At 36.7% G+C, this 1,666-nt stretch carries 3 protein-coding genes and 1 pseudogene; all 4 read right to left on the bottom strand.

Annotated elements, in window-relative coordinates; all coding sequences use genetic code 11:
• The coding region (locus ACLTBU_RS17045) for a hypothetical protein (protein ID WP_412220194.1) at positions 1-277 on the bottom strand (277 nt) is incomplete at its 3' end.
• Between the two features lie 26 nt (positions 278-303).
• Positions 304-858: a hypothetical protein gene (locus ACLTBU_RS17040; RefSeq protein WP_412220192.1), complete on the bottom strand. Its 555-nt coding sequence runs from the start codon at positions 856-858 to the stop codon at positions 304-306.
• A 2-nt stretch (positions 859-860) separates the two neighbouring features.
• Complete coding sequence (locus ACLTBU_RS17035; RefSeq protein WP_412220190.1) at positions 861-1,385, bottom strand: ERCC4 domain-containing protein; 525 nt, start codon at positions 1,383-1,385, stop codon at positions 861-863.
• Positions 1,386-1,666, bottom strand: a pseudogene (locus tag ACLTBU_RS17030) (ATP-binding protein); the annotation flags it as partial.

Below are 1,666 nucleotides of genomic sequence, written 5' to 3'. Positions count from 1 at the left end.
CTTCATTGACTATAGAATCTTTCAGGTCTACTCCATCTATATCCACACCAAAGATACCATCCCCTAACATAAAACCTAAGCCATCATAATGCGCTACGACACGCATAGCTGTATCATAATCACTCCATGTGCTAGGGTTATTACTTTGGGCCATGCCACCCGTTCTAGCATTAAAGGGTTTTTTAGTGTATTTACCTGTCTTTTCATCTAAGAACATTCTGTACAATACCCATCTGTTCATTTCTTTAAGTTCTTGTGGCACATCACTATAACGCACTCTCTCATCTCCTTTCTAGCTGTTTTCTAGAATGGTAAAGAATCATCTTCCCAATCTATCTGAGTCTCTACTACAGGTGTAGCTTGCTTTTTAAGTAGTACTGGCTTTGGAATAAGAGCAGTCTTGACACTTTCTGTATCTGTTGTATAGCGTAGTGTGGTAAAGAACCCAGTATTACCTTCAATCTCATATTCTTTCTCACCAAAAATGCCACCAAAGAGTTTGGCCCTCAGGTTGTGCTCATTCCAGTCCCACTTATAGCCTGTATTGCTCTTTTCAATGTGGTGAATAAAAGTCTTGAAGTTCTTTTTAATTCGCTCATCCTTTTCACTTCCATCATCTTTAGGACAAGTTAGTCTATAGGTTCCCTTCCATTTCTTATCCCCTTTTTGCTTCTCATATTGCTCTAAATAGAAGTTCTTATATGGGCCTTCTGCAATATCAAAATGAATCACTACCACATTCCCCCAGCCATAAACCTCTTCATTTGCATCTATAATCTTACAAACATAGCCTCCTACAGGAAGCTTTCTTTTTTCTCCTCTAACTTGTGTTGTTTCGTATCCATTCCATTTTTTCATTTTTATATTTCTCCTTTTTTTAGTAATTCTCTTAATGTATAAATGAGTGTCTTGTATATAAAGTCACCACTATAAGTGCTGTCTTTTAAAAAAGTAACTTTCAAATCATATCGAGCTTCAAATACTTTAAGGGTAGCATTGAATGAATTAGGTAAATACTTTGTATTGTAGTTATGCAATAAGATATCTTCATAACTAGCATTTTCTATAAGTAGGTGCAAACATCCTCTCGCTCTTAGGAATTCCTTTTCAATACGTTCTCTACTCTGCGTGAAGTTACCACTTAATTCATTAAGATTAGCTTTTCTTTCAATCGTGCATATATCTTGCAAATAGAAAGCTCTATTCCAATGTGGAAGCTGTACTTTTAATGTGTAGTCACCAAAATCCAGTTTTTCACATACGTACTTAATCTTGTGTGCTTCAAAGTATTCAATAATATGCTTACACCTCTGTTCCCTCGTATCAATTACCACAATAGCCTCTTTTAAGATTTCTTTGATTTCCTTATCCGAGTACCTAAACATCTAAAACTCCTCTAAGACACGCAATACTGGCACAATATCGTTCTCTATCTCATCCTCTTCAAAGGCTCCAAAAGGCGTCTTGGCTGTAGAGTTCTTGCTGTGGGTTTCAAAAATGTATCTGCCATCCTTGCATTTTGCTAATAGAACCACATTGAACTTAGATTCAGGAACCAACTTGTTCAGTTTCTTTCCTGTGGTCTTCATCCTTGTCCACATATAGCCATCCTCTGTGCGTTCTGTTTCACTATGAGCTGTGTAGATAATTGTTAGGTCATCTCTAA

The organism is Zhenhengia sp. (assembly GCF_046966505.1).
GTDB lineage: Bacteria > Bacillota > Clostridia > Lachnospirales > Cellulosilyticaceae > Zhenhengia > Zhenhengia yiwuensis.
Note: the sequence above shows the minus strand (reverse complement) of the source record. Positions and strands in the feature narration are given on the sequence as shown.

Coding starts and splice junctions, on each gene's coding strand:
- ACLTBU_RS17035 (WP_412220190.1), bottom strand. CDS start 1,385: ATGTTTAGGTACTCGGATAAGGAAATCAAAGAAATCTTAAAAGAGGCT.
- ACLTBU_RS17040 (WP_412220192.1), bottom strand. CDS start 858: ATGAAAAAATGGAATGGATACGAAACAACACAAGTTAGAGGAGAAAAA.